The following is a 26,201-nucleotide window of genomic DNA, read 5'->3' as shown; positions in this document are numbered from 1 at the left end:
GGGGATCGAGAATGTCTGGCGCAACGGTACTGTCCGGGCTTGCTGCGGGCTTTCTGCTCGCCGTGTCAATGGCTTCAGGCGCCGAGGATTGCGGTACGCCTGGCACACTGACCAGCAGCAAGGGTGATTCCCGAGTGTTGGTGACGCGAGTGTTCAAGGATGGCTCGATCGCCGTGCGTGCGCGGCTGGCAGTGAATCCGGATGGTGGAAAGGGCGCCTACACCGTTGGCGATCATGGGTTCACCTATATCGCCAACGGCCTTTCGATCATGCGCAAAGGTGTCCGCTATCGATGCGACCTTGATTGCCGAAACGCTTTTCTGAAGGCGGAACTCAAAGGGTTTGCCGAGCACACGCCCGAGTTCTGCGTGTATGCCATGGAAGTCGAGCCCTTTGCGCCAGGGGAGGCCAGAACATCCTGCGGCAATGGGCGCTACCTCATCGGAAATGGCAAGGGCCGGCTGCGCAAGGGGCCGCTGCTTGACACCGTAAGCGGCGCCACGGTGCAGAGCTATGTTTCCACCACCTCATTGCGCCACAAGGTGGATGGCCAGGTGCAGCCTCTGGACTCCGAGACACTGCCCATAGCGGTGGCCGCCAAGGCGAGCATGCTGGGATCGATCGTCTGGGTCGCAGGCAAGGGCCTGCACGGCACGTTCGCGCTTGTGGGCGAAAGCGGGCCGGCTTTTGGCGAAGGCTCAATCGCGCTGCACCAGTTGTTGCACACCAATGCAATCACCGCACAGGCATCCGGCCCTATCCCTGTGGGGCAGCGCTGCAGCGCTGTCGAGTCAGGCCTGACGCCCCCTTTTCGATCGTCCCCGGACAAACCAGGGGACGGCTGCCGGAGAGGGCGAGCAGCCAGCAGCGCCAGCGATATCCGTGCCTACAACGGTATCAGCGAGCCGGTCGATTTCGTCGTGCTTGGCCAGGCCGGATTCTCCCGCAAAGGCGGGTTGATCGAGCAGACAGTGACCCGGCAGTCGATCGATGAGGCGGCTGCGCGAGCCGGCTATACCCAGCAGCGTATTCGTCAGATGCTGGCCTGCCTGCCGCGGTCCTGAGCCAGGTGACCGCCTACGGCTGGTCTCAGCCCTTGGCCGCCATGGCCGTCACTTCCACGCGCATGCCTTCGACCGCAAGGGCGGCCACGCCAACTGCGGCCCGCACTGGCCATGGTTTGGCGAAAAAGCGCTGGTACACTGCATTGAAGGCGGCGCGGTCGGCCATGTCGGTGAGGTAGATGGTCAGGTGCATGACCCTGTCCATCGAGCTGCCGGCGCGCTCCAGTGCCACCTTCAGGGCTTGCAGGGTGCATTCGCTCTGCAGGGTGATGTCGCCCAGTTCCAGGCTGCCGTCTGCCCGGGTCGGGATCTGGGTGGAGACCAGCACGCCGCCGAAACCGACAACGTCGGAGGAGATGGAGTCGGCATCGAGATCGGGAACGAAGGTGAGGTCGTGGTTGGCCATGGGCAGCTCTCGTTTGAGGGGGGGCAAGTTGGCCGACAGTTTACAGGGTCATGGCGCATGAGGTGCGATGGCGAGCGCATTCAGTCGTCAGTGAGTGGGTGCCTGTCGGCGACGATCGATCGGTCAGTCGACGCTCGTTTTGCCTCTTGAAATGCTCGCGGCCGATTTCCCCAACTGCGCAACTTCTTGCGCACTCAAATGTGGATAACCCTGTGCATACATTGCTGCGAGCCATAATAAACGTGGTCTGCAGCCAGCTGCGCAACTTCTTGCACAGTACTGCGCAAGAAGTTGCGCACTTTTTCGGGTTTTCTCGCGTAAAAGTGCTCAAAAAACGTACAGTAAAAACACAAGCTACTGATTAACAACAACTAAATTTAAGTTGGCACGGGTCTTGAACTGTCTCCTTGCAGCCGCACGGCATTTTTCGCCTGTCCGGCTTCACTTTTTGCAAGGAGCAAACCCCCCATGGCAACACCTGCCTACATGTCCGTCACCGGCACCAAACAAGGCCTGATCACCGCCGGTGCCTTCACCGCCGATTCGGTCGGCAACACCTACCAGGAAGGCCACGAAGACCAGGTCATGGTCCAGGGCTTCAACCACGAAGTGATCATCCCGCGCGACCCGCAGTCCGGTCAGCCGACCGGCCAGCGCGTGCACAAGCCGGTGGTCATCACCAAGGTCTTCGACAAGGCATCGCCCCTGCTGCTGGCCGCGCTGACCTCCGGCGAGCGCCTGACCGAAATCGTCATCCACTGGTACCGCACCTCGGCGGCCGGCACCCAGGAGCACTATTTCACCACCAAGCTCGAAGACGCGATCATCGTCGACATCAAGGACTACATGCACAACTGCCAGGACCCGGCCAACGCGCACTTCACCCACCTCGAAGACGTGCACTTCACCTACCGCAAGATCACCTGGACCCACGAAGTGTCCGGTACCTCCGGCTCGGACGACTGGCGCACCCCGGTCGCCGGCTAAGCCTGCGTTAGTTCACTGCCCCGGCTAGCCAGCATGGCCGGGGCAGCCTGTCACCCCAGTTTTTGCAGCGGGAGGAACATCGGATGTTCTCAGCGGCCAACCAGCCCCATTTCACCCTGACCCTGGACGGGGTCGACAGCGACTTTCAGGTGCTGTCGTTCAGCGGGCGCGAAGCGCTCAGCCAGCCGTTCGAATTCGAACTGGAGCTGGTCAGTGAACGGGCGTCGCTGAACCTCGAATCCCTCCTGCACACGCTCGCCTTCCTGCAACTGTCGCCCAGCGGCAGCGGCATTCACGGGCTGGTCTACAGCGCCGCGCAGGGTGAAGCCGGGCGGCGCCTGTCGCGCTACCGGCTGGTGCTGCGCCCGCAGCTGGCGTACCTGGCACACCGCATCAACCAGCGCATCTTCCAGCACAAGACGGTGCCGCAGATCATCGCCCAGGTGCTCGAAGAGCACGGCATCCTCGCCAGCGACCACCGCTTCGTGCTTGGCGCGGTGTACCCCGAGCGGGTGTACTGCGTGCAGTACGACGAGTCCGACCTGCACTTCATCCAGCGCCTGTGCGAGGAGGAGGGCATCCACTACCACTTCCAGCACAGCCCGCAGGGCCATGCGCTGGTGTTCGGCGACGACCAGACCGTATTCCCCACGCTGGCCCCGGTGGCCTACCAGCAGGACACCGGACTGGTGGCCGACGTGCCGGTGATCAAGCGCTTCGGCCTGCGCCTGGCCACGCGCACCAGCCGCACCACGCGGCGCGACTACGACTTCACCAAACCGCGCATCCAGCTCGAAAGCGACGCCGACAGCGGTGCCGCGCCGGACCTGGAAGACTACGACTACCCGGCGCGCTTCAGCGACCGCGCGCGCGGCAAGCGCCTGGCCACCCGCGCGCTGGAGCGCCACCGCAGCGACTACCGCCTGGCCGAGGGCCGCAGCGACCAGCCGAGCCTGGTCAGCGGGCATTTTCTGAGCCTGACCGAGCATGCCAACCCGGCGTGGAACGACCTGTGGTTGCTCACCGAAGTGCTGCATGAAGGCAAGCAGCCGCAGGTGCTCGAGGAGGTGATCAGCAGCGACGTCACCGACCTCAAGGACGACTTTCACCAGGGCTATCGCAACCGCTTCTGCGCCACGCCGTGGGACGTGCCGTATCGACCGCCGCTGAGGCATCCCAAGCCACGGGTGCTGGGCTCCCAGCGCGCCGTGGTGACCGGCCCCGAAGGCGAGGAGATCTATTGCGACGAGTACGGCCGGGTCAAGGTGCAGTTCTTCTGGGACCGCGAAGGCCAATCGGACGACAAGACCACCTGCTGGATGCGCGTGGCCTCCAGCTGGGCCAGCCAGAGCAGCTTCGGCGCCATCTCGCTGCCGCGTATCGGCATGGAGGTGCTGATCACCTTTCTGGAAGGCGACCCCGACCAGCCGCTGATCACCGGTTGCCTGTACCACGGCGCCAACCTGCCGCCGTACCGGCTGCCCGACTTCAAGACCCTGGCCACGGTCAAGAGCAAGGAATACAAGGGCAGCCGCAGCAACGAGCTGCGCATCGACGACACCACCAGCGAGATCAGCATCGCGTTGCGCAGCGACCATGGCGCCAGTGCGATCAACCTGGGCTACCTGACCCACCCGCGCCCCTCGGGCGGCCAGCCGCGCGGTGAGGGTTTCGAACTGCGCACCGACCGGCATGGCGCCGTGCGCGCGGCGGCGGGCCTGCTGCTGACCACCGAGCCCCGGCATCACGAAGCCAAGCACCACAAGGACCTGCCCGAAACCGCCGAACGCCTGGCCACCGCCAGCGAGCAGCAGGACGGCTTCGGCCAGCAGGCGCGCGAGGTGCAGGCGCAGGATTCGGGCGATCAGGACGAGGTGGCCAAGGCCCTGCATGCCCAGCACCAGGGCATCGTCGGCAGCGGCCCGACCAACCAGAGCGCCAACGAGTTTCCCGAGTTCAGCGAACCGCACCTGGTGCTGGCCAGCCCGGCGGGCATCGCCCTGACCACCCCGCGCTCGACGCATGTCGCGACCGGTGAACACCTGGCGTTGAGCAGCACCGGGCATACGAGTCTGTCGATCGGCAAGCGGCTGCTGGCCAGTGCCAGCCAGGGCATGCGGCTGTTTGTGCAGAACATGGGCTGGCGGCTGATCGCCGTATCAGGAGATATCGACTTCCGGGCCCTGAAGGACAGCATCAACCTGCTGGCCAAGCTCGACATCACTGCCAATGCCGATCGCATCACGCTGACAGCCAAGACCGAACTGGTGGTGCAGGGCGGCGGCAGTGCCACCACCTACAACGCCAGTGGCATCACCCACGTGACCACCGGGCCGTACACCGCGCACGCGGCGAACTTCGCCCATGTGGGGCCCAAGAGCCTGGCCGGGACCTTTCCCGAGCCGCCCAAACCGGGCAAGGGCAACCTGGAGCTGTTCAACCTGTACGCCAATGCCAAGGGCATCCAGGCCGGCGATTACGAAGTGACCGATGCGCTGGGCACGGTGCTCAAGGGCAGCCTCGATGGCCAGGGGTTCAATGCCGTGTCGGGGGTTGCGCCGGGGCCGGCGTGGGTCAGGTTTGGTCTCGATACGGTCAACACCTGGAGCCTTGGCAGTTTTACCAAGGGCCTGCCCTGGCCGAGCCTGTCGGCCCTCGAAGAGGGCACGCCGTCGATGCTCGGTGCGATGCTCGACAAGCTCAAGCCTGATGTTGGCGGCAGCCTGATCGAAGAGGCCAAGCAACTCGCCGGCAAGGGCATGCATGCAGCAAAGGCCGGCAGTGACTTGCTCAACACCGGCCAAAGCGCGCTCCAAGGCATGCAGCAGATGCGGGGCGCAATGCAGGGCGGCATGGGTGGGCTGGCACAGCGGGTCAGCGCTTCCAGTGCCGTCGGTTCTACGCTGCCTGCCGCCTCGGCCGCGCTGAGTGCGGCGGGCCTGGCCGGCCTGCCAAGGTTGCCAGTACCCAAGCTGGCTGAACTCAAGGCTCACAGCCTGAACACTGTTACCGATTTGCTGCCAGGTGAACTGATCTCATGACTGAACATACCTACGCTTGCGACGACCACTCCCGCGCCTCGCAGGTAGCCATCACCCCGCTTCGCGAAATCCAGATAGAGGACGTTGGTCGTGGCGCCGTGGTCTTCGATGCCTGGCTACGTGAGGTCAGTGCCAGTTTTGCCACCCTTGAGCGCATCAGCGGTGTCGCCGGCAGTGTGCCCATGGCAGGCAATATCATTGCCTTGGTCGACGCGCTGGGTGATGTTGTCGCGCTGGCGCGCAGCAACGTACCTGAGCCCTTTGATTGCGCGAGCTTCGGGCTCAACCTGATTGGTATGGTGGCTTCCCCTGCGAGCATGACCGCAGCACGCATGGCCTTGCGCCCGATGCTGTTCATCGTGCGCCAGGAGGGCAAGCGGGCGCTGGGTGATGCGCTGATAGAGCTGATGGCGGGCCACTTGAATGCTGACATCGTCGGTAGCCTGGATGACTTCGTCGAGCAGTCCCAGGGCAATCTCAAGGAGGCGTTGGCCCAGGCAGCAATTCTGGGCGAACAGATCATTCTCGACATCGCCTCAGGCCTCGGTGCTTTGGTTGCCGGCACTGCTGTGGATGTGGCCAGCCCGGTCTCGGCGCCAGCTGGAAGCCGGCTTGTCCACGACCCGACGGCGAGCATCGACAACTATCTCCGGGCAGCCTTTGATGCCTACAAGGCGGCCGGCAAAGGCATGACCAGTGCTGCTGTGAGCGTTGCACTGGGGGACGAGGGCAAAGCTGGCCTACTGGCGCAGATTGCGCGCCTGCGGGAACTGGCGCCACAGGTGCGTGCTGAAATCCTTGAACTTTCCGATCCCGGCCGCCCTTGCTCCATTGAAGGCCTGCGCATGAAGCTGGCCAGCAGCGTAGAGCAATGGCGCACGCGCAACCCCCAGGTTGTGGTGGCCAACGTCAAGACCGCAGCCATCAGCATGACCCAGCACCAGGCTGCCGACGGTAAGGTCGAAACGCAGAAGATGCAGAGCCCGGCGAGCCTGGAGGCCAACCAGTGCAAGAATGGCGCGCCCACCAGCACGTGCAACCGCATCAACTTCGCCTCGGGTAGCGAGACGCTTCAGCACACCGACTTCAGCCTGCCGGGGCCGTTTCCGATCGTGTGGACGCGTACCTATCATTCGCGCCTCGATGCCCTAGACAGCGCCAACCTGGGCGCACGCTGGATCACCGAATTCACCACGTGCATCGATATGCTGGATGACGGCGTGCTGTTCCACGACGTGGATGGCCGCAGCCATGCCTACCCGCTGCCCAAGATCGGTATGTCGCACTATGACCCGGTGGAGTACAACGCCCTGGTGCGCACCACCGACAGTCAGCTGATTCTCATGCGCGGGCTGGGGCGCAAGGAAACCTATGAGCGGGCAGGGGGGCGCTTCCTCCTCACGCATATCGTGCTGCGCAGTGGCGCAGGAGCCACGCTGCATTACGAGCACCGTCATCAGGGGCGCCCGGTACTCTCGGACATCAACACCTACCAGGAGAATGACCCTGCCAAGGTACACCTGCAACTCGGCACCGTGCTTGACGGGCATGGCCGTATCCAGGGGCTCTGGCAGGTGGTCGATGGCAAGCCGCTGCGCCAGCTCTGCGCTTATCACCACGACCGGCTTGGCGACCTGGTAACCGCCCAGGACGAGCATGGCGCTGCCTGGCAGTACGCGTACCAGCACCACCTGATCACGCGCTATACCGACCGTACCGGTCGTGGTCTCAACTTGCGCTGGGACGGCAGCGGCCCTCGCGCCAGGGCCGTGCACGAATGGGCAGACGACAGCAGCTTCGAGACTCGTCTCACCTGGGATGAACACATTCGCCTGACAACGGTGACTGACGCGTATGGCCAGCAGACCCGTCACTATTACGATGCGCAGGGCTACACCTATCGTATCGAGTACCCGGATGGGCGCTCGGAGTGGCTGTTTCGCGACCAGCGCAAGAACCTGATTCGCCACCTTCATGCCGACGGCAGCCAGGATCGTTTTGCCTACGACGAGCGAAGCAACCGGCTGCAACACATTCGTGCCGACCATAGCGTGGTGCATTACGCGTACAGCGACGATGATCAGCTGATCAAGGTTCGGGATGCTGAAGGTGGGCTGTGGCGACGGGACTACGACGAGCGCGGCAACCTGGTAGAGACGGTCGACCCGCTGGGCAACAAGACCGAGTTTGTCTACACCGCCACAGGCCAGGTCAAGGCAATCAAGGATGCTCACGGCAACGAGAAAAAACTCGGGTACAACGAGGCCGGGCAGATGCTCGAATACACCGACTGTTCGGGCAAGACCAGCCAGTGGCACTACAACGAATTCGGGCAACTGGTGGAAACCGCCAATGCGGCGGGCGACAAGACGCAGTACGAATACAAGGCGGGGCAGTTGGCCAAGGTGATTCATCCAGACAAAACCGAAGAGCGCTTCGAGCGTGACGCCGAAGGGCGCTTGCTCGCGCACCTGGATGCGCTGGATCGCTGTACTACCTGGTCCTATACGGCTGCCGGTCTGTTGGCTGAACGGGTGGATGCGAAGGAGCACACGTTGCGCTACCAGTGGGACAGGCTGGGGCGGTTGCTCAGCCTGGAGAACCAGAACGAGAAGTGCGCGTTTTACCAGTACGATGCCATGGGACGTCGAGTGGCAGAAACCGGCTTCGATGGTGTGACCGTCCGTTATCGGTACGACCCCTGCACTGGGCGCCTGGCGAGCAGCCAGGTGGGGCAGCGCCGCATCGATTTGCAGCACGACCGCATGGGTCGGTTGATCGAGCGCACAGCGCACCTTGGCGATCAGCGCCAAACAGAGCGCTTTGCCTACGACGGCAATGGCAAGGTGCTGCAGGCGATCAACGACTCCAGCACACTGCAATGGTTCTATGACGACGCGGGCAACCTGACCCGTGAGCACCAGCATTACCTGGCAACGGGTACGCCGATGGTAGCGGTGTGGCTGCACGAGTACGACGCACTCAACCAGCGAATCGCCACCACGCGCCCGGATGGCCACAAGGTCAGCTGGCTGACTTACGGCAGCGGCCATCTCTTGGGCATGCGACTTGACCAGCACGAAATACTGGCTTATGAGCGCGACGATCTGCATCGCGAAGTCGCCCGCCATCAGGGCAACAAACTGACGCAAACGCAGGTATGGGACGCGCTAGGGCGTCCGCAAGAACAGTTGCTCACCAGTCATGACGGCCAATCCATTCTGTGCAAGCGCGAGTATCAATACGACCCGACCGGTCAACTGACAGACATCCTCGATACCCGTCGTGGTCACCTGGCCTACCAGTACGATCCGCTAGGCCGCCTGCTGCAGGCCAACAGCCGCCTGGGTGAAGAAACCTTTGCCTTCGACCCGGCCGGCAACCTGACGGACAAGGCGCGGCAACTGCATCGCCCGCTGGATAACGATGCCAGCTCCCACAAGGTGATGGACAACGTGCTGCGCGAATACGCGGGCAGCCGCTACACGTATGACGAGCGCGGTAACCTTGTGCAACGCTTGCACAACGGTGTGCCTGCCCACTTCAGCTGGGACTTGTTCAATCGCCTGGTGCGCTACAGCGACGACAGGCTCAGTGTGGAATACAGCTATGACGCCCTTGGTCGGCGGTTGCACAAGCATGCCGTCGCCCATTACAAGGACAAGCCCGAGGCCGGCACCGGCTGGAATGCAATGCAGCGCAGCAAGCGTCAGCGCGAGCTGCACTGCGGTTTCACGCTGTACGGATGGGACGGCGAAACCCTGGCCTGGGAAAGCGCATTGCCCCTCGACGAGGGCGACACAGGCCGTACCGTTCACTACCTCTACGAACCGGGCCGCTTCGTGCCGGTGGCTCAAGCGTTGCACAAGCGCTCGATACGCCTGCTCAGGCAACCCGACTGGCAGGGCCGTCAATACGACATCGACCAGGACCCACTCTGGCAGACACTGCCCACTGCGCCAGCGTTCGACGTCATTGCCTGGTACCACTGCGACCACCTGGGCACACCAATGGAAATCACCGACCACAACGGCAATGTTGCCTGGACGGGGCAGTACAAGGTGTGGGGTGAGGTTCGTGAAGAGCGCTCGTCGTGGGCCGCGCAGAATGGCGTGGGCAATCCGATTCGTTTTCAGGGGCAATACCACGACCCTGAAACGGGGCTGCATTACAACCGATTCCGTTACTACGAACCCCGCATGGCGCGCTATGTGTCGAGAGACCCGATCGGGATGCTGGGTGGGTTGAACGTGTACAGCTATGTGAGCAACAAGCCTGTTATGCGGGCTGACCCGTTGGGGCTGTTCGACCTGAACATGCCAGGCGTCGCGGAGCGCGCTTCACTGGGAAGTTGGATGTTGCAGAATGGTGCGACACCGGATGAGGTTTCCCGGGCGATGGCGCCGCCGCCGGCCAAACCTATTATGACGGGGGAGTGTAGGGCTTCTGCTACTGCTGCGGTAGGCACGGGCGTCTCGTTCGGTATGAGTGCAAACGAAAAAACCGGTGCGGCGGGGCAGGTGGCTATACCCGTTATGAGTGTAGGTGCTCGTGCGACTGCTAGTTGCGGTTTCAAATTCTCTGATCCTGACTCGAAGTCGTTGCCGGCGGCAGCGGGAGTTGGGGTAGCGCTAGGTATCATCCAGATTGATGTCACGCAGACCTCGACGTGGCCAGAACTGTATGTAGGTTTCGGGGCAGGAGTGGGGCCTGAGATCAAGACGCCTGCCAGCCCCGCTGTTTCAATTCCATTGTTCTAGGTGGTTTATGTGTGATGTATTGCAGTTCTTCCGTATTTTTTTATTTGTCCTCGGTGGGGTGTTTGTGGCGGCATCCGTCATTTATGCCAATCATTGTTGCAAGAAAAAAGGTATCAATATGAATACCTTTTCAGGCCTTTTTGAAATGTGGGGCATGGTCTTCAGGTTTGAAAACAAAAAACTGTCGATATTGATGCTGACAGCCGCCTTTGGGGGGCTGTGCGTAGCAGTCATTATTCTCGTGTTAACTTTGTGGGGGCAGAGCCAGGGGTGCATTTTTCCAATCAATGACAGATCAATGCGTTAAACATATGGATCGGAAGCCATCATGTGGTTTGGAGGTTTCTGATCCTGATGCAAAGGAGTCAACGTAGGTGTGGGAGTAGGAATGGCGTTGATTCAGGGGTGTTTTAGGCAACCCTCAACCAGTCCGAGCTTTATGTTTATGGGGTGGCCCTGAAGTTAAAGCTCCTGCCGGTCCAGGTGTTACGTTTTTTTAGGTAGTAGGTTATGTGCGACGTAATACAGTTCGTTCGGATTCTTTTGTTTGTTATTTGTTGGGTTTTGTTGGTTTCTGCTGTGTTGTATGCAAGCTCGTACAGTAAAAAAATGGCATCAACATGAATACGTTCTCAGGTATGTTAGAGGTGTGGGGCAAGGTTTTTAAGTTTGAGAGCAGGAAGCTGTCCATCCTCCTGCTGACTGCGGCCTATGGGGGGCAGCTATAGGTATCGTTATTCTTGCGTTGACAGTATGGGGGCAGAGCCATGGGTGCGACTTTAAACTTAATTATAGATCAATGCGGTAAGCAATCGAGTTGATGAAAGGCGGAGTGTAGGTAGGGGCTTAGGTAGTTGCCGAGGGCGCATGATCCTGATCAGGTTTAGGCGAAGGTACCGCGTCGAAGGCGCAACGCGTTAAACTGCCGCCGACAACCGCCACTGCGACATTAACAAGGGACCCTTAGATGACGACATTCACTTATCAGGACGGCCAGTACGTCGAAGTTGCTGGGGCGCACCTCTATCCCTCACTGTAATAATTCCACTGAAGGATTGAGGGTGTATTGTGTGTTTTTGGATGGCTTTATTGATAGAAACAATTTTCTGGTTTTTGTTTGGGGTGGTTTTTTTAACGGTTTTTTATGCGAATTCTTACTGCAAGCGTAATGGCATAAATATGAATACCTTAGCAGGGCTTTTTGAGATTTATAGGCATGCTTTTTCATTTAAAAATAAGATGCTTTCGTGTGTGGTCCTTACAACTGTTTACGGCGGAGCAGCCGCAGGAGTCGGGCTAGCTTCTCTGGTGTTTTACGCGCGATCTCAGGGGTGTGCGCTTGATGTAGTGGTTCACTTAGGGTGAGTGGAAGGGGAAACAAGAGCTGAAGTTTGGCTCGGCAAGTGCTTTTGCTGATGCGTGTTTGGCGCCGAAGAACTGTGCTTTAAGTCTGTGCTTTGTAGTTGATGGCTGGTTTGGTGGGTGGGCCATATTTCAGCAGTGCCATGCGGTGATGTAACGCAGTTCGCTTTATGGTCAATGTTCTATCTTGGTGGGCGAGCTTGGGCGTACTGAAAGTTTATATATTGTTTAGGGTATGCCATTATAAATGTGTAGCATGATCCAGTTTTTTCGCATTTTTTTGTTTGTTTTTTGTGGTCTGCTCATGGCGGTTGCGGTGATTTACGCAAACCAATGCTGCAAGAAAAAAGGCATCAACATGAATACTTTTTCTGGCATGTTTGAAATGTGGGCGATGGTTTTCAAGTTTGAGCATAAAAAGCTGTCATTCATCATGTTGACTGCAACCTATGGCGGGGCACTCATGATTGTCGCTATTTTCGTACTGACCCTTTGGGGGCAGAGTAAGGGTTGTGTTTTTCCGATCAATGACAGGACGATGCGTTAAGCAAAGGACTTCATACCTGGCAATGAGGGCATCGGGGGTACCGCGTCGAAGGCGCAACGCATTAAACTGCCGCCGACAATTGCCACCGCGACACAAACAAGGGACCCTCAAATGACGACATTCACTCACCAGGACGGCCAGTACGTCGAAGTTGCCGGGGCACGCCTCTATTGTGAACAGCAAGGCAACCCACAGGGCCCGGCACTGGTTTTTCTGCACGGTGGCTTTGGCGACATCGAAACCTTCAATGCCATCACGCCAGCCCTGGCCGAACGTTATCGCCTGATCGGCATCGACAGCCGCGGCCAGGGCAAATCGACCCTGGGGCACCTGCCGCTGACCTACCAGCGTTTGCAACTGGATGTGGAGGCGGTTGCCCGGCAGTTGGGGCTTGAGCGCTTCAGCCTCGTCGGCCACAGCGATGGCGGCATTGCAGCGCTGCGCATCGCGGCTGCCGGGAGTGCTGGCATCGACAAACTGGTGACGATCGGTGCCCACTGGCAACTGAAAGCGGATGATCCCGTGCGCGGCATGTACAGCCGCGTGACCGGCGCGCGCTGGCGTGAGCTGTTCCCGCACAGCTACGAGCGCTACCTGCAGTTGAACCCCGAACCCGATTTCGACCGCCTGGCCGTGGCGTTGCGCGAGCTGTGGCTGGATTCAGGCGAGCAGGGCTACCCGAATGAAACGGTGTGCGGCATCACCGCCGATTTGCTGGTGATTCATGGCGATCAAGACCGCCTGGTAACGCGGGCCAACGCCTGCGAGCTGGCCGATCGGGTGGCGAATGCGCAACTGCTGAACATCCCGTTTACCGGGCATTCGCCGCACGAGGATCACCCCCAGTGGGTAATGCCTGCGCTCAAGGCACTGCTGGGCCTGTAACATGACGCTGCCGTTTGCGCGCCGCGCGGCTTGATCCGGCCTTAAGTGTCAAGGAGTACCCACCATGCAAGGCTTCCATTGCGCCACCTGTGGCGAGTATCACGACGAGCTGCCCACCACCTTCGGCGCGCCAGCCCCTGCCGCCTGGTATGACCTGCCGCAGGCAGAGCGCGAGCAGCGTGCGCCACTGTCCAGCGATCAGTGCATCATCGATGACACCCACCACTTCGTGCTCGGGCGCCTGGAAATCCCGATCATCGGCTCACCCGAGCCGTTCGTGTGGCTGACCTGGGTGACGGTCAGCGAGGCGGATTTCTACCGCACCAGCGAACTGTGGGAAACCCCAGGTCGCGAGCGCGAACCACCTTATGCGGCACGTGTGCAAAGCGAGTTCCCCTATGAGGTTTCGACCCTCAACCTCAAGGCTACGCTGCAGACCCAGGCCCTGGGCGACCGCCCGCTGGTGTTCGTGGACGCGGGCGATCACCCGCTCGCCCTGCAGCAAAACACCGGCATCACCCACGATCAGGCTCGGCAACTGGCCGAACGCTGCCTGCATCCGTGAACAGGCCAGCGCCTCACGCACTGTCAGTTACGGTCATTAACTTGTAACTTTCGGTCATTGAGCCTCACTTCCAGGCGCATTACTGTCCCTCACAGATAACCGACGGGCCCCGCTGCACGCAGCGAGGCGCCCGCATTCCGTGATCAGTTCGCTGTGGAGTTCACCATGACCGCCGCTCAATACCCGCACCTGCTTGCCCCGCTGGACCTGGGCTTCACCACCCTGCGCAACCGCACCCTGATGGGCTCGATGCACACCGGCCTGGAGGAGAAATCCGGCGGTTTCGAGCGCATGGCGGCATACTTTGCCGAGCGCGCCCGTGGTGGCGTCGGCCTGATGGTCACCGGCGGTATCGGGCCCAACGAAGAGGGCGGGGTGTACTCCGGCGCGGCCAAGCTGACAACGGCCGAAGAAGCGCAGAAGCACCGTATCGTTACCCAGGCGGTGCACGAGGCTGGCGGCAAGATCTGCATGCAGATCCTCCACGCCGGGCGCTACGCCTACAGCCCCAAGCAGGTGGCCCCCAGCGCGATCCAGGCGCCGATCAACCCGTTCAAGCCCCGCGAGCTGGACGAAGAGGGCATCGAGAAGCAGATCCAGGACTTCGTCACCTGCGCCACGCTGGCCCAGAGCGCCGAGTACGACGGCGTCGAGATCATGGGGTCCGAAGGCTACTTCATCAACCAGTTCCTGGCCGCCCACACCAACCATCGCACCGACCGCTGGGGGGGCAGCTACGAGAACCGTATGCGCCTGGCCGTGGAGATCGTGCGCCGGGTGCGCGAAGCGGTCGGCCCGAACTTCATCATCATCTTCCGCTTGTCGATGCTCGACCTGGTGGAAGGCGGCAGCAACTGGCAGGAGATCGTGCAGCTGGCCCAGGCCATCGAGCAGGCCGGCGCCACGCTGATCAACACCGGCATCGGTTGGCACGAGGCGCGTATCCCGACCATCGCCACCAAGGTGCCGCGTGCCGCGTTCAGCAAGGTCACCGCCAAGTTGCGCGGCGCGGTGCAGATCCCGCTGATCACCACCAACCGCATCAACACCCCGGAAGTCGCCGAGCAGATCCTTGCCGAAGGCGACGCCGACATGGTGTCGATGGCACGCCCGTTCCTGGCCGACCCGGACTTCGTCAACAAGGCCGCCGCCGGGCGCGGCGACGAGATCAACACCTGCATCGGCTGCAACCAGGCCTGCCTGGACCACACCTTCGGCGGCAAGCTGACCAGTTGCCTGGTCAACCCGCGGGCCTGTCATGAAACCGAACTCAACTACCTGCCGGTGGCCCAGCCCAAGCGCATTGCCGTGGTCGGCGCCGGCCCGGCCGGCCTGGCCGCCGCTACCGTGGCCGCCGAGCGTGGCCACCAGGTGACCCTGTTCGACTCGGCCAGCGAGATCGGCGGGCAGTTCAACGTGGCCAAGCGCGTGCCGGGCAAGGAGGAGTTCTTCGAGACCCTGCGCTACTTCAAGCGCAAGCTGCAGACCACCGGCGTGGAGCTGTGTCTGAACACCCGCGTCAATGTCGAGCAACTGGTGGAGGGCGGCTACGACGAGATCATCCTTGCGACCGGCATCGCGCCTCGCCTGCCGGCCATCGACGGTATCGATCACGCCAAGGTGCTGAGCTACTTGGACGTGCTGCTGGCGCGCAAGCCGGTGGGGCAGAAGGTCGCGGTGATCGGTGCCGGCGGCATCGGCTTCGATGTGTCGGAGTTCCTGGTGCACCAGGGCGTTGCCACCAGCCAGGACCGCGAGGCGTTCTGGAGGGAGTGGGGCATCGACACCCGGCTCGAAGCGCGCGGCGGCGTGGCGGGCATCCAGGCCGAGCCCCATGCTCCGGCGCGCCAGGTGTACCTGTTGCAGCGCAAGAAGACCAAGGTTGGCGACGGGCTGGGCAAGACCACCGGCTGGATCCACCGCACAGGCCTGAAGAACAAGCGGGTGCAGATGCTCAACAGCGTCGACTACCTGAAGATCGACGACGCCGGCCTGCATATCCGTATCGCCGAAGGCGAGCCGCAGGTACTGGCGGTGGACAACGTGGTGATCTGCGCCGGCCAGGACCCGCTGCGCGAGCTGCAGGATGGCCTGCTGGCCGCCGGGCAGTCGGTACACCTGATCGGCGGCGCGGACGTCGCCGCCGAGCTGGACGCCAAGCGCGCGATCAACCAGGGTTCACGCCTGGCGGCCGAGCTGTAAAGCGGTGGCGGGGGTGCGCTGGTAGACTGCGCGCTCCCGTTCTGCCGAGCCTGTTCGATGTCTGCCGCTTTCGATGACCTGCCACTGGCACCCCTGCAACCGCTGGCCCTAGGCTGGCTGGCGCGCGCCGGGGTCGAGGTGGCAGTGCTGCGTCTGGACCTCATCGACCCGCTGATCAGCGGCAACAAATGGTTCAAGCTGCAGGGGCACCTGCGCCTTGCCCATGCCCGTGGTGCCCCGGGGGTGATCAGCCTGGGCGGCGCCTATTCCAACCACCTGCATGCCCTGGCGGCGGCCGGCAAGCGCTTCGGCTTTGCCACGGCCGGGCTGTTGCGTGGGCACCCGCACAGCAACCCCACCGTGCACGACCTGCAAGCACTGGGCATGCACCTGCACTGGCTGGGGTACGCCGGATACAGGGCGCGGCATCAGGCGGATTTCTGGCAGCCCTGGCAAGCCCTCTACCCGGCATGGCATTGCGTGCCCGAAGGCGGCGCGGGGCCACTGGGCACCGAAGGCTGCGCACAGATCGTGACCCAGGCGCGGGCGCAGCTGGCGGCCGTGGGCTGGGCCGATTACGACGCCTGGTGGCTGGCGGTGGGCAGCGGTACCACGCTGGTGGGGCTGGCCCAGGCCGAAGCGGGCGCCCACCCGGTGCACGGCGCGCTGGCCGTGCCGCCGGGGCATGGGGTGGAAGGCGAGGTCGAGGTGCTGGCGCCGGGCACTTACCGCCTGCACGACGCCAGCCGGGGCGGCTTTGCCAAGGTCGACCCGGCCTTGCTGGCATTCATCCAGGCCAGCGAGGCCGAATCGGGCCTGCCACTGGAACCGCTGTACACCGGCAAGGCGTTGTTGGCCCTGCAGGAGCGTGTGCTGGCTGGCGCGTTCGTGGCCGGCACGCGGCTGATCTTCGTTCACACCGGCGGCTTGCAGGGCCGCCGCGGGTTCGCCTAGTCAGTCACCTTTTTGCGGCAGCATGCGCAGCAGGGTGTTATCGCGGACCACGTAGTGATGGTAGAGGCCGGCCAGTGCGTGCAGGCCGATCAGCCAGTAGCCCAGTGCGCCGAACCACTCGTGCCAGCCCTTGACGAACTTGGCCAGGTCGGTGTCCGGTGCTACCAGGGCGGGCAACTCCAGGCCGAAGAACGGGATCGGCTTGCCAGCCGCGCTGAGGATCACCCAGCCGGCCAGCGGCAGGCCGATCATCAGGGCGTACAGCGCCCAGTGCATCAGGTGCGCAAGACCCGTCTGCCAGGCCGGCGGCTTGGGTTCGATGCGCGGGGTGGGGTGGGTGACCTTCAGGATCAGGCGCAGCCATACCAGCACGAACACGCTCAGGCCGAGCATGAAGTGCAGGCTTTTCATCAGGTCGCGCTCGGCGCTGTCCTTGGGGAAGATGCCGCGCAGTTCGATGCAGGCGTATACCACCGCCAGCAGAATCAGCATCAGCCAGTGCAGGGCGATCGACAGGCTGCCGTAGCGTGCCTGCGTATTGGTCAGGGTCATGGTGGTTCCTCATATCGGTCAATCAGGTCAATGGCCGCGCTCTTGATGGCGCTGTGCGGATAACTCTAATCGCTTGCGCGTGCCCTGCACCTGCGCTGGGGCAAAAAAGTGTGCTAGCGGGCCTTCAGACCCTTGCCGAGCAGGTAGTCGACGAGTTGCGGGTCCTCGATACGGATGGCCAGGTCCATCAGGTCGCTCCTGTCGTCGGCCAGGCAGTAGGGTTTGTGCGGGTCGCAGTAGGTGCCGGTGCTGCTCATGCCGCGCTCGAGCAGCACGCTGAGGATGTCGTAGCTCACGTGCGGGGCGTCGGGCCCGTCGCGACCCTGGCGCGAAAGCTCGACCAGGATCGCTTCCATGGTTTCGCTGCCGGCCTCGGGCAGTGGCAGATGGCGGGCGACGGCCCGGCGCGTGGCGCTGTGCTCGGTCAGCACTGCGGCGTCGAAGGCGTCCATGTTGCTGTCGCTGCGCGTGAAGTAGGAGGTGTCGGCGCCGGCCTTGACCAGGGCGTCGATCAGCGAGGCATCGGCGCCCTGGGCGATGGCCAGCAGCAGCGGGCGTGGGTTGTGGTAGTCGCCAGCTTCCACCGGCGCGCCCTGGGCCAGCAGCCATTCGATGGTGGCAGTGGGGTGGTTGTGCTTGATGGCCGTGGACAGTAGCGATTCGGGGTAATCGCCGAGCCCGACCATGGCCGGTAGCGCGGCACGCAGGTGTTGCAGCATGGCCAGCGAGGCGTTGTTTTCGAGTGCGAGGTGAAAGGCCGTGGTATTGCGGGTGACCACACCGGGTGGATACTCGCCGGGTTGGCTGCGCGGGGCCAGCCACGTGTCCAGGTCGGTGGGCGTCGCCTGGCGCCAGAAGCTGTCGCTCAGCAGGGCGAGGTCGTTGTCCTGGTCCAGACCTGGGGCAGGCGCTGCGCTGGCACTTGCGGGCCAGACCAGGGTGACGGCGAGCGCCAGGGCGAGAAGATTGCCGGGCACGGGTGGGTTCCTTGTGCGGGTGCTGGGTGAGGGGGGGCGAGGTTAGCAGAATGTTGTCAGCGCTGGCCCCTTCGCCGGCAAGGCCGGCTCCCACGGGGGCGTACGTTCATGTGGGGGCCGGCCCAGCCAGTGCATGCTAACCCGCCAGGTTCGGCCAGGCATCGGCCACCAGAAACAAGCGTTGAGCCTCTACCCAATCCCCGCTATCCCCAGGCACCAGCCGCACCAGCAACTGCGCGGGGGCCATCGGGTCCAGCGCTTGCAGCCAGGCCTGGAACTGTTCCGTGCCCCAGGCCTGTTCCTGCGTGTACCGCGCCGGCGCCAGCCATGCCTGGCGCGGCAACGGCTGCCAGCGCCCGGGGTCGGCCTGCGCCGCAAACCGGGCCCAGTCGCGCTGATGCAGCCAGCGCCCGCGCAAGTGTTGCGGGTGCGCACCCGCTGGAGGTTGCGCCGTCCCCGGCCATGGATACAGCAGATACCCGCCCAGCCAAAGCTGAGCCGTGAAGCTGTCTATGTGCAGCGCCGCCAGCGCCTCGCGCCCCTCGGCCCGCGCCGAAATCGGCAGTTGATGGTCGTTCAGGTGCGCCAGCTTGCGGTCCAGCCGGTCATGGCAGCCCGGCCCAAGCCACTGCGCCGGGTTACGCCCATCACCGTGCTGCGGGCCCAGGTACAGCTTGATGGCCAGCTCCAGGTGATGCACCCCGTCGCGGTCACGCAGCAGGATGTCCAGCTCGCCCAGGGTGTGCCCGCCGTCGCGGATCGGCAGGTTGGCCGCCAGCAGCTCCACCCCCGGAGCATGGCGCAACGCGAACTGCCACAGCCGCTCGTAGTACAACCCCAGGCGCCGGCTGGCGGCCTGCGCCAGCCAGGCCTGCAGGTCACGGCTGTCGTGGTCCAGCGCCAGCAGCCAGTCGCGCAGCAGCGCCGGTGCGGCCACCCAGTCGCTGCCGGCCAACGGGTGGCGTTGCGGCCAGGGCGTCACTGCGAGCATGGGGGGCGCAAGGATTACCCACGCCAGGTCCCGCACCGGGGGCTGGCGCAGGCGGTTGGGCAGGTCGCAAAGGTCGGTAAAGGGCATCATCCTGCGAGCATAGCCGCCCGCCCCGGCGCCTTGTGCAAAAAACTGCGGCGTTTGCCGCTGCCCGGCGCTTTCGCCCATAATCAACGCTTTGGCCAACCGGCCCATTCAACGCCGCAGTGCCCCGCAGGAGCCCCATGGAGCAATTTCGCAATATCGGTATCATCGGCCGCCTTGGCAGTTCGCAGGTGCTCGATACCATTCGCCGACTGAAAAAATTCCTGCTCGAGCGGCACCTGCACGTGATCCTCGAGGACACCATCGCCGACGTGCTGCCCGGCCACGGCCTGCAGACCTCCTCGCGCAAGCTGCTGGGCGAGGTGTGCGACATGGTCATCGTGGTCGGCGGCGACGGCAGCCTGCTGGGCGCCGCCCGCGCACTGGCGCGCCACAACATCCCGGTACTGGGCATCAACCGCGGCAGCCTGGGGTTTCTCACCGACATTCGCCCCGACGAGCTCGAGGTCAAGGTGGCCGAAGTGCTCGACGGCCACTACCTGGTGGAAAACCGCTTCCTGCTGCAGGCCGAAGTCCGCCGCCACGGCGAGGCCATCGGCCAGGGCGACGCGCTCAACGACGTGGTGCTGCACCCTGGCAAGTCCAACCGCATGATCGAGTTCGAGATCTACATCGACGGCCAGTTCGTGTGCAGCCAGAAGGCAGACGGCCTGATCGTCGCCACACCGACCGGCTCGACCGCCTACGCGCTGTCGGCCGGCGGACCGATCATGCACCCCAAGCTCGACGCCATCGTGATCGTGCCCATGTACCCGCACACGCTTTCGGGACGCCCGATCGTGGTCGATGGCAACAGCGAGCTGAAGATCGTGGTATCGCGTGACCTGCAGCTGTACCCGCAAGTCTCGTGCGATGGCCAGAACCATTTCACCTGTGCCCCCGGCGACACCATCACAGTGAACAAGAAGCCGCAGAAGCTGCGCCTGATCCACCCGCTGGACCACAACTACTACGAGGTCTGCCGGACCAAGCTCGGCTGGGGCAGCCGTCTGGGTGGTGGAGGCGACTGATGCTCGATCCCGCGCGCAGTTACGACCTGATCGGCGATGTCCACGGCTGTGCCCACACCCTGGAGCGTCTGCTCGACGCCATGGGGTACAAGCGTCAGGGCGGGGTGTGGCGGCATGCGCAGCGTCAGGCGATCTTCCTTGGCGACATCATCGACCGCGGCCCGCGCATTCGCGAGGCCCTGCACATCGTGCACGACATGGTCGAAGCCGGTCAGGCCCACTGCATCATGGGCAACCACGAATTCAGCGCACTGGGCTGGACCACGCCGGCGCTGCCGGGCAGCGGCAAGCAGTTCGTGCGCGAGCACAACCCGCGCCATGCGCGTCTGATCGAAGAGACACTGACCCAGTTCGCCGACCACCCCCACGACTGGCACGACTTCCTCGGCTGGTTCTACGAGCTGCCGCTGTTCATCGATGCCGGACGCTTTCGCGTGGTACATGCCTGCTGGGACGCGCGCCTGATCGAGCCGCTGCGCCAGCAGCATCCGGACGGGCGCATCGACGAGCATTTCGTGCAGGCCTCGGCCGTGGCCGGCAGCTTTGCCCACACCGTGTGCAACCGGCTGCTGCGCGGCACCGACATGCGCCTGCCCGACGGCCTCACCCTGACCGGCGGCGACGGCCTGACTCGCGCATTCTTTCGCACCAAGTTCTGGGAGGAAGACCCGCAGACCTACGGCGATATCGTGTTCCAGCCCGATGCGCTGCCGGCCGAAGTGGCCAATGCGCCGCTCAGTCGCAGCCAGAAGAACGCGCTGCTGCGCTACGGTGACGACGAGCCGCTGCTGTTCGTCGGCCATTACTGGCGCAGCGGCCGGCCCGCACCCATCCGCGCCAACCTGGCGTGCCTGGACTACAGTGCGGTGCTCTACGGGAAGCTGGTGGCCTATCGGCTGGATGATGAAACCCGCATCGACCCGCACAAGTTCGTATGGGTGGATGTCGAACGGCCGGAGGCCAGTCAATGAGTGCGGCAATGGTGATGCGCCTGCCCCTGAGCGTCGACCTCAGCGGCTTTGTCGAGCTGCTCAAGCGCCTGCAGGTGCCGCACCGGGTCTCGGAGGAGGGCGAGGAGCAGGTACTGTGGACCGCCGACTACCTGGTGGAAGATGTTCGCCAGCTGTACCAGCGCTATCCGGAGGGCAATGCCGATGTGCAACTGCCGCCCCTGGCGCAGCCCCCGGCCCCACCGCGCCCGAGCCTGGCCGCGCAGGCGAAGGCCAGCAAGGCCACTGCAGCGGTGTTGCTGCTGTGCGTGGTGGTGGCGGCACTGACCGGCCTGGGTGACAACTTCGCCACCTTGAGCTGGCTGACCTTCCTGGATTTTCGCGTGCAGGGCGATTACCTGTATTTCACCCCGTTGCTGACCAGCCTCGATGCAGGCCAGTGGTGGCGCTTGTTCAGCCCGATGCTGGTGCACTTCGGCATCCTGCACCTGGCCATGAACGGCCTGTGGTACTGGGAGCTGGGGCGGCGCATCGAGCTGCGTCAGGGCACCCTGGCCTTGCTGTCGCTGACCCTGCTGTTCAGCCTGGTGTCGAACGTGGCGCAGTTCGTGTTCGGCGGGCCCAGCCTGTTCGGCGGCTTGTCCGGGGTGCTGTACGGCCTGCTCGGGCACATCTGGCTGTATCAGTGGCTGGCGCCGAACCCGGTGTATCGCATGCCACGTGGCGTGCTGGTGATGATGCTGGTATGGCTGCTGCTGTGCCTGTCCGGGCTGATCACCCTGCTCGGCTTCGGCGCGATCGCCAACGCCGCCCACGTGGGTGGGCTGTTGGTCGGCTGCCTCAGCGGGCTCTTGGGCGGGGCACTGGCCCGGCGTAAACTGTCAGCTTGATTTTTGGAGACGCTATGTCCACTTTTGCGCAAATGATCGAAAACATCACCCCGGAGATCTACGCCAGCCTGAAACTGGCCGTGGAAATCGGCAAATGGTCCGACGGGCGCAAGCTCACCGCCGAGCAGAAGGAGCTGTCGTTGCAGGCCGTGATCGCCTGGGAGATGCAGAACCTGCCCGAAGACCAGCGTACCGGCTACATGGGCCCGCAGGAATGCGCCTCCAAGTCCGCGCCGGTGCCCAACATCCTGTTCAAGTCGGACGCGATCCATTGATCGAACTCGGCCGTGGTTCCATCAGCAAGATGACGGCGCGCCTCGAGCAGCCGGTCGTGCAATACGCGTTTCGCCTGGGCGACGTCGAAGTGCCGGTCAACCCCCTGCTGGGCAAGACCGTGCGTCTCGAATACCTGGGCGCGATCCACTGTACCCACTGCGGGCGCAAGACCAAGACCAGCTTCAGCCAGGGTTACTGCTACCCGTGCATGACCAGGCTGGCGCAATGCGACACCTGCATCATGAGCCCCGAGCGCTGCCACTACGAGCACGGCACCTGCCGTGACCCGGCCTGGGGCGAGCAGTTCTGCATGACCGACCACGTGGTGTACCTGGCCAACTCGTCGGGTATCAAGGTCGGCATCACCCGCGCCACCCAGCTGCCCACGCGCTGGCTCGACCAGGGCGCCAGCCAGGCCCTGCCGATCGTGCGGGTGGCCACCCGGCAGCAGTCCGGGCTGGTCGAGGACCTGTTCCGCAGCCAGGTGGCCGACCGCACCAACTGGCGCGCACTGCTCAAGGGCAACGCCGAGGCGGTCGACCTGGTGGCCGTGCGCGAGCAGTTGTTCGACAGCTGCAGTGAAGGTTTCAAGGGCCTGCAGGACCGCTTCGGCCTGCAGGCGATCCAGCCGCTGACCGACGTCGAGCCGATTGAAATCAGCTACCCGGTAGAGGCGTACCCGAGCAAGATCGTGAGCTTCAACCTGGACAAGAACCCTGTCGCCGAAGGCACCCTGCTGGGGATCAAGGGCCAGTACCTGATTTTCGATACCGGCGTGATCAATATTCGCAAGTACACGGCCTACCAGCTGGCCGTGCATCAGTAAAAGGACCGCCACATGCGTACCGAACAGCCGCAAGTGATCTACCTCAAGGACTATCAGGCACCCGAGTACCTGATCGACGAGACGCACCTGACCTTCGAACTGTTCGAGGACCACAGCCTGGTCCACGCGCAGCTGGTCATGCGCCGCAACCCGGCGCGCGGTGCCGGCCTGCCGGCGCTGGTGCTCGACGGCCAGCAGCTGGAACTGCTCAGCGTGGCGCTGGACGACCAGCCGCTGGGCGCTGACGACTACCAGCTCGACGACAGCCACCTGACCCTGCAGCCCACTGCCGAGCGCTTCACCCTGGACACCAGCGTGAAGATCCACCCCGAGACCAACACCGCGCTCGAGGGGCTGTACAAGTCTGGCGGCATGTTCTGCACCCAGTGCGAGGCCGAGGGCTTTCGCAAGATCACCTACTACCTCGACCGCCCGGACGTGATGAGCACCTTCACCACCACGGTGATCGCCGAGCAGCATCGCTACCCGGTCCTGCTGTCCAACGGCAACCCCATCGGCAGCGGGCCGCAGCAGGACGGTCGGCACTGGGCCACCTGGGAAGACCCGTTCAAGAAACCGGCCTACCTGTTCGCACTGGTGGCCGGCGACCTGTGGTGCGTCGAAGACACCTTCACCCGCCAGTCGGGGCGCGACGTGACCCTGCGCATCTATGTCGAGCCGGAGAACATCGACAAGTGCCAGCACGCCATGGTCAGCCTGAAGAAGTCCATGCGCTGGGACGAAGAGGTGTATGGCCGCGAATACGACCTGGACATCTTCATGATCGTGGCGGTCAACGACTTCAACATGGGCGCCATGGAGAACAAGGGCCTCAACATCTTCAACTCCAGCTGCGTGCTGGCGCGTGCCGAGACCGCCACCGATGCCGCGCACCAGCGGGTCGAGGCGGTGGTGGCCCACGAGTACTTCCACAACTGGTCGGGCAACCGCGTGACCTGCCGCGACTGGTTCCAGCTGTCGCTCAAGGAAGGCTTCACGGTGTTCCGCGATTCCGAGTTCAGCGCCGACATGAACTCGCGCACGGTCAAGCGCATCGAGGACGTGGCCTACCTGCGTACCCACCAGTTCGCCGAAGACGCCGGCCCCATGGCCCACGCCGTGCGCCCGGACAGCTTCATCGAGATTTCCAACTTCTACACCCTGACCGTGTACGAGAAGGGCTCGGAAGTGGTACGCATGGTGCACACGCTGCTGGGTGCCGAAGGCTTTCGCAAGGGCAGCGACCTGTATTTCGAACGCCATGACGGCCAGGCCGTGACCTGCGACGACTTCATCAAGGCCATGGAAGACGCCAACGGCGTCGACCTGACCCAGTTCAAGCGCTGGTACAGCCAGGCCGGCACGCCGCGCCTGAACGTCAGCGAGGCTTACGACGCCGCTGCCCAGACCTACAGCCTGACCTTCAGCCAGAGCTGCCCGGCAACCCCGGACAAGGTCGAGAAGCAGCCGTTCGTGATCCCGGTCGAACTGGGCCTGCTCGATGCCCAGGGCAACGACATTGCCCTGCGCCTGCAAGGCGAAACGCAGGCGGGCGCGACCACGCGGGTGCTGTCGGTGACCGAGGCCGAGCAGACCTTCACCTTCGTCGACGTGGCCGCCAGGCCGTTGCCGTCGCTGCTGCGCGGCTTCAGTGCGCCGGTCAAGCTGAGCTTCCCGTACGACCGCGACCAACTCATGTTCCTGATGCAGCACGACAGCGATGGCTTCAATCGCTGGGAAGCCGGCCAGCAACTGTCGGTTCAGGTCTTGCAGGAACTGATCGCGCAGCATCAGCGCGGTGAAGCCCTGGTGCTCGATCAGCGCCTGGTCACTGCCCTGGGCAGCGTGCTGGCCAACGAGGCACTCGACCAGGCCATGGTCGCCGAAATGCTCTCGCTGCCGAGTGAGGCCTACCTCACCGAAATCAGCGAAGTGGCCGATGTGGACGCGATTCACGCGGCCCGCGACTTTGCCCGCCAGCAACTGGCCGAGCAACTGTTCGACGGGCTGTGGGCGCGCTACCAGGCCAACCGTGCGGTCTCGCGCGAAACCGCCTATGTGGCCGAGGCCGAGCACTTTGCCCGGCGCAGCCTGCAGAACATCGCGCTGTCGTACCTGATGCTCACGGGCCGGGCGCAGGTGCTGGAGGCGACGCTCGAGCAGTTCGAGGCGTGCGACAACATGACCGAACGCCTGACCGCACTGGCCGTGCTGGTCAATTCGCCGTTCCAGGACGAGCGCGCCAGGGCACTGCAAAGTTTTGCCGAGCACTTCAAGGACAACCCGCTGGTGATGGACCAGTGGTTCAGCGTGCAGGCGGGCAGCCCGTTGCCGGGCGGCCTGGCGCGAGTGCGGGCGTTGATGGAGCACCCGGCGTTCACCCTGAAGAACCCGAACAAGGTGCGCGCGTTGATCGGTGCGTTCGCCGGGCAGAACCTGGTCAACTTCCATGCGGCCGATGGCTCGGGTTATCGCTTCCTGGCGGACCTGGTGATCGAACTGAACGGCTTCAACCCGCAGATCGCCTCGCGCCAGCTGGCGCCGCTGACCCGCTGGCGCAAGTACGATGCCGCGCGCCAGGCGCTGATGAAGGCCGAGCTGGAGCGCATCCGCGGCTCGGGCGGGCTGTCCAGCGATGTGTTCGAGGTGGTGAGCAAGAGCCTGGCCTGAGGTTGAGGGCAGGTTGAACAGGGGGCTGGCCTTTTCGGGGCAGCCCCCTTTTTTATGATGAAGGTGCGGGCGGACAACGCGACATCCACGACCCAGAGGCCGCGCTTAACAAAACATAACGCGTTGTACGTTGTCATCCATTTCCAAAGCCTGCTAGCTTGAGGCCAGCATTCGCGGGGCT

General features: G+C 63.5%; 20 protein-coding genes. 16 read left to right on the top strand and 4 right to left on the bottom strand.

Features of this window, described 5'->3' with window-relative positions; translation table 11 throughout:
* Window positions 1-11: 11 nt before the first annotated feature.
* Complete coding sequence (locus tag LOY33_RS17780; protein ID WP_258659463.1) at window positions 12-1,064, top strand: hypothetical protein; 1,053 nt, start codon at window positions 12-14, stop codon at window positions 1,062-1,064.
* Between the two features lie 25 nt (window positions 1,065-1,089).
* On the opposite strand, the gene LOY33_RS17775 is transcribed toward LOY33_RS17780, so the two are convergent.
* A complete protein-coding gene (locus LOY33_RS17775; RefSeq protein WP_043862834.1) occupies window positions 1,090-1,470 on the bottom strand; it encodes a RidA family protein in 381 nt (126 codons plus the stop codon).
* Between the two features lie 468 nt (window positions 1,471-1,938).
* Here LOY33_RS17775 and LOY33_RS17770 point away from each other — a divergent pair, with 468 nt between their 5' ends.
* From LOY33_RS17770 to LOY33_RS17730, 9 genes are all read left to right on the top strand, one after another.
* Window positions 1,939-2,457: an Hcp family type VI secretion system effector gene (locus tag LOY33_RS17770; protein ID WP_043859617.1), complete on the top strand. Its 519-nt coding sequence runs from the start codon at window positions 1,939-1,941 to the stop codon at window positions 2,455-2,457.
* Window positions 2,458-2,540: 83 nt separating this feature from the next.
* The gene (locus LOY33_RS17765) at window positions 2,541-5,498 is read left to right on the top strand and encodes a type VI secretion system tip protein VgrG (RefSeq protein ID WP_258659462.1); all 2,958 of its coding nucleotides are present in this window, start codon (window positions 2,541-2,543) and stop codon (window positions 5,496-5,498) included.
* The gene (locus LOY33_RS17760; protein ID WP_258659461.1) at window positions 5,495-10,258 is read left to right on the top strand and encodes an RHS repeat-associated core domain-containing protein; all 4,764 of its coding nucleotides are present in this window, start codon (window positions 5,495-5,497) and stop codon (window positions 10,256-10,258) included. Before LOY33_RS17765 ends, LOY33_RS17760 begins: the two co-directional genes overlap by 4 nt.
* A 7-nt stretch (window positions 10,259-10,265) precedes the next feature.
* Window positions 10,266-10,565: a hypothetical protein gene (locus LOY33_RS17755; protein ID WP_146095030.1), complete on the top strand. Its 300-nt coding sequence runs from the start codon at window positions 10,266-10,268 to the stop codon at window positions 10,563-10,565.
* 1,311 nt (window positions 10,566-11,876) lie between these two features.
* Complete coding sequence (locus tag LOY33_RS17750) at window positions 11,877-12,167, top strand: hypothetical protein (RefSeq protein ID WP_058541357.1); 291 nt, start codon at window positions 11,877-11,879, stop codon at window positions 12,165-12,167.
* Window positions 12,168-12,278: 111 nt separating this feature from the next.
* The gene (locus tag LOY33_RS17745) at window positions 12,279-13,052 is read left to right on the top strand and encodes an alpha/beta fold hydrolase (RefSeq protein WP_116055081.1); all 774 of its coding nucleotides are present in this window, start codon (window positions 12,279-12,281) and stop codon (window positions 13,050-13,052) included.
* Between the two features lie 64 nt (window positions 13,053-13,116).
* Window positions 13,117-13,617 (top strand): DUF2199 domain-containing protein, encoded by a 501-nt coding sequence (locus tag LOY33_RS17740; RefSeq protein ID WP_116055079.1) that lies wholly within the window; start codon window positions 13,117-13,119, stop codon window positions 13,615-13,617.
* A 165-nt stretch (window positions 13,618-13,782) separates the two neighbouring features.
* Window positions 13,783-15,819 (top strand): NADPH-dependent 2,4-dienoyl-CoA reductase, encoded by a 2,037-nt coding sequence (locus tag LOY33_RS17735; protein WP_258659460.1) that lies wholly within the window; start codon window positions 13,783-13,785, stop codon window positions 15,817-15,819.
* Window positions 15,820-15,876: 57 nt separating this feature from the next.
* Complete coding sequence (locus tag LOY33_RS17730) at window positions 15,877-16,773, top strand: 1-aminocyclopropane-1-carboxylate deaminase/D-cysteine desulfhydrase (protein ID WP_054916685.1); 897 nt, start codon at window positions 15,877-15,879, stop codon at window positions 16,771-16,773.
* On the opposite strand, the gene cybB is transcribed toward LOY33_RS17730, so the two are convergent.
* From cybB to LOY33_RS17715, 3 genes are all read right to left on the bottom strand, one after another.
* Window positions 16,774-17,325: a cytochrome b561 gene (gene cybB / locus LOY33_RS17725; protein WP_058541353.1), complete on the bottom strand. Its 552-nt coding sequence runs from the start codon at window positions 17,323-17,325 to the stop codon at window positions 16,774-16,776.
* Window positions 17,326-17,438: 113 nt separating this feature from the next.
* Complete coding sequence (locus LOY33_RS17720) at window positions 17,439-18,302, bottom strand: hypothetical protein (RefSeq protein WP_088514253.1); 864 nt, start codon at window positions 18,300-18,302, stop codon at window positions 17,439-17,441.
* A gap of 136 nt (window positions 18,303-18,438) precedes the next feature.
* The gene (locus LOY33_RS17715) at window positions 18,439-19,383 is read right to left on the bottom strand and encodes a DUF1853 family protein (protein ID WP_043864665.1); all 945 of its coding nucleotides are present in this window, start codon (window positions 19,381-19,383) and stop codon (window positions 18,439-18,441) included.
* A gap of 134 nt (window positions 19,384-19,517) precedes the next feature.
* Between LOY33_RS17715 and LOY33_RS17710 the strand changes: the two genes are divergently transcribed.
* From LOY33_RS17710 to pepN, 6 genes are read left to right on the top strand one after another with little or no spacing between them, the layout of a single operon-like run.
* Window positions 19,518-20,408 carry an NAD(+) kinase gene (locus LOY33_RS17710; RefSeq protein WP_043864641.1) on the top strand — a complete coding sequence of 297 codons (891 nt, stop codon included), beginning with the start codon at window positions 19,518-19,520 and terminating at the stop codon, window positions 20,406-20,408.
* On the top strand, window positions 20,405-21,379 hold the full coding sequence (locus LOY33_RS17705; protein WP_173925093.1) for a metallophosphoesterase: 975 nt from the start codon (window positions 20,405-20,407) through the stop codon (window positions 21,377-21,379). The genes LOY33_RS17710 and LOY33_RS17705 overlap by 4 nt, the downstream gene beginning before the upstream one ends.
* The gene (locus LOY33_RS17700) at window positions 21,376-22,248 is read left to right on the top strand and encodes a rhomboid family intramembrane serine protease (protein ID WP_100633146.1); all 873 of its coding nucleotides are present in this window, start codon (window positions 21,376-21,378) and stop codon (window positions 22,246-22,248) included. The genes LOY33_RS17705 and LOY33_RS17700 overlap by 4 nt, the downstream gene beginning before the upstream one ends.
* A 14-nt stretch (window positions 22,249-22,262) precedes the next feature.
* Complete coding sequence (locus tag LOY33_RS17695) at window positions 22,263-22,523, top strand: YeaC family protein (protein ID WP_054916681.1); 261 nt, start codon at window positions 22,263-22,265, stop codon at window positions 22,521-22,523.
* On the top strand, window positions 22,520-23,350 hold the full coding sequence (locus LOY33_RS17690; RefSeq protein ID WP_043864637.1) for a DUF2797 domain-containing protein: 831 nt from the start codon (window positions 22,520-22,522) through the stop codon (window positions 23,348-23,350). Before LOY33_RS17695 ends, LOY33_RS17690 begins: the two co-directional genes overlap by 4 nt.
* A gap of 12 nt (window positions 23,351-23,362) precedes the next feature.
* Window positions 23,363-26,020 (top strand): aminopeptidase N, encoded by a 2,658-nt coding sequence (gene pepN, locus LOY33_RS17685; protein ID WP_054916680.1) that lies wholly within the window; start codon window positions 23,363-23,365, stop codon window positions 26,018-26,020.
* Window positions 26,021-26,201 lie beyond the last annotated feature (181 nt).

The sequence above is a fragment of the Pseudomonas sp. B21-036 genome (assembly GCF_024748925.1).
GTDB classification, from domain to species: domain Bacteria; phylum Pseudomonadota; class Gammaproteobacteria; order Pseudomonadales; family Pseudomonadaceae; genus Aquipseudomonas; species Aquipseudomonas palmensis.
This window is presented reverse-complemented; position numbering and strand designations above follow the sequence as displayed.